At 52.2% G+C, this 2,341-nt stretch carries 2 protein-coding genes and 2 pseudogenes; 1 reads left to right on the top strand and 3 read right to left on the bottom strand.

Annotated elements, in window-relative coordinates; all coding sequences use genetic code 11:
* On the bottom strand, positions 1–287 hold a 287-nt coding region (locus tag BFF42_RS15130), incomplete at its 3' end, for a transposase (RefSeq protein WP_000567737.1).
* Positions 288–642: 355 nt separating this feature from the next.
* Here BFF42_RS15130 and BFF42_RS15120 point away from each other — a divergent pair.
* Complete coding sequence (locus tag BFF42_RS15120) at positions 643–750, top strand: type I toxin-antitoxin system toxin Ldr family protein (protein ID WP_001295224.1); 108 nt, start codon at positions 643–645, stop codon at positions 748–750.
* 86 nt (positions 751–836) lie between these two features.
* On the opposite strand, the pseudogene bcsG reads toward BFF42_RS15120, so the two are convergent.
* Positions 837–2,168: pseudogene (gene bcsG, locus BFF42_RS15115) on the bottom strand (cellulose biosynthesis protein BcsG); the annotation flags it as partial.
* 13 nt (positions 2,169–2,181) lie between these two features.
* A pseudogene (locus BFF42_RS15110) lies at positions 2,182–2,341 on the bottom strand (IS4 family transposase); the annotation flags it as partial.

Raw genomic sequence — 2,341 nt, 5'->3', positions numbered from 1 at the left:
AGTTCATTTTCCATCGTTTTCTTGCCGAGCAGGCGCTGGAGTTCTTTAATCTGCTTCATGGCGGCAGCAAGTTCAGAGGCAGGAACAACCTGTTCTCCGGCGGCCACAGCAGTAAGACTTCCTTCCTGGTATTGCTTACGCCAGAGAAATAACTGGCTGGCTGCTACACCATGTTGCCGGGCAACGAGGGAGACCGTCATCCCCGGTTCAAAGCTCTGCTGAACAATTGCGATCTTTTCCTGTGTGGTACGCCGTCTGCGTTTCTCCGGTCCTAAGACATCAATCATCTGTACTCCAATGACTAGTCTAAAAACTAGTATTAAGACTATCACTTATTTAAGTGATACTGGTTGTCTGGAGATTCTGGGGGCCAGTCTAGAAATTAAGCTGGAAGGCATCGCGCAATGAGGAAGATTGCCGGGTGCTGACAGTAAAAAGCAATCGTAAAATCAGCGGCAAGCCGAAAGGGTTCCGGTGAGGCGCAATGTTGCGGGGGCTTTATCCCTGGTGGCATTGGTTGCTGGAGAGAGAAAACCCCCGCACGTTGCAGGTATGCACCTGACAACATCACGGGGGCTAATCTTGAACCCAAACAACTCAAGAATAGCCGCGAAACGTTGGCATTACAACACAGGCGGCTATATGACGCTCGCAGAACTGGGCATGGCCTTCTGGCATGATTTAGCGGCTCCGGTCATTGCTGGCATTCTTGCCAGTATGATCGTGAACTGGCTGAATAAGCGGAAGTAACGTGTCATGCGGGCGTCAGGCTGCCGTAATGGCAATTTGCGCCCGGATCAGGCCGCAGAGGTTAAACTCTGCGGCCTTTTTCGTGCTTACTGCGGGTAAGGCACCCAGTCGCCGCCGTTCAGGCGAACGTACGGTTTATCCTGGTATTGAATAACTACTGCATTTGAGTTCTCGGAGACCGGTGCTGTTTGTGGCAACCCACTGGTGAGTTTTTTCCAGTCAACATTGTCTTCGGTGAAAATCTTGCCATCAAGAACGCGAACCACCAGATCGGAGATAGCCAGGAAGCTGCTCGGTTGGTCGATGACAATCGGTGCCCCCTGATGTGGTGCCTTCATGCCGAAGAATTTCACCCCAACGGGGACGTCTGTGATAGACGGGCTAGGGATATCACGTAGGCCAGATACCTGCATTCTGTCGCCCTTCAGCGCGCCGCCGTGTTCCGGCACCACGACCACCATCACTTTACGACCCGATTTCTCCAGTTCAGTAAAGAAGGCGTCCAGTTCATCAAAGAATTTCTGCGCCCGCGCTTTGTAATCCGCTGTTTTGCTGACCCCCGGATAATGGTTGCCGTCATGCAGTGGAAGCGTGTTGTAGAACGTGGCACTACGGCTGTTTTTATCTTTTTCGGTAACGTCCAGCCAGCGGTTAAGCACGGCGGTATCGTCATAAACCGGCGAACCATCAAAGCCCAGCAAAATAACCGGCAGATTTGTTTGATCCATCAATTCAGTCTGCATGCCGCCATTTTCGCGAACTTCTTTCAAAAAACCGCCGAACTGGCCGTTATGTCCCATCATCAGGTGCTGGGTAAAGCCCAGTTTCGAAAGGTTATCAAACAGATAGCAGTCGTTATTTGCCGGTTGATACAGATTAGTGTGCGAAGTCTGCCCGCAGCTGGCGCGCAGTAAACGGATCGCCGCCGGGCCACTGTAGGAGGTGGCGGAGTTAAAGTTCTTGAACTCAATATCGAAATGCGACCACAGTGGATGCGACATCAACCCGGCGGCTTCTATATCCGACCAGGAAAGCGAACAGATGTTAATCACCAGTAGTTCAAATGGCTGAGCATCAGCGGGCAGCGAAGACGGGAAGGTCGATTTACGTTTCGCCTCCGCGTTATAGAAATTATTCAGCCAGGCGTTAAGGTTCGCCGTTGTTGGCGGTGTAGTTTGTGCGGGCATATCACCCACTACCGGTGCGCCACCCGTCGTCGCAACGGTTGCCGCTGCGTTACCACCCGTCGTTGTTACAGTGGTCGTCGGTTGTCCGGCTGGCCACAAGGAGAAACTTGGTCCCGCCAGGGTAAGTACGTTCAGCCATAGCAGTATGGCAACCACAAAAACGGTAATGCGAATCCATTGTGACAGGAATAACCAGGCCACTAATAAAACAAAAATGGCCCCAATCATCTGTAATGCCAGTCAGTTAAGCAACTGACTGGCTCTTTTTCGGGGCTGTGGGGTATTTCCAGGGCCTCTCCTTTACCACTCTCGGGAAGGCCCTTCCCCTTCTCGTCGGTAATTTCACAAGTTGTCCCATACTTGCAAGATCGCGCATCAGCTCCGGTATACGTCCCGGTGAAGCG

The organism is Shigella sp. FC1661 (assembly GCF_001712525.1).
Lineage (GTDB): Bacteria > Pseudomonadota > Gammaproteobacteria > Enterobacterales > Enterobacteriaceae > Escherichia > Escherichia coli.
The sequence above is the reverse complement of the archived record's forward strand: the minus strand, read 5'-3'. Positions and strand labels throughout refer to the sequence as shown.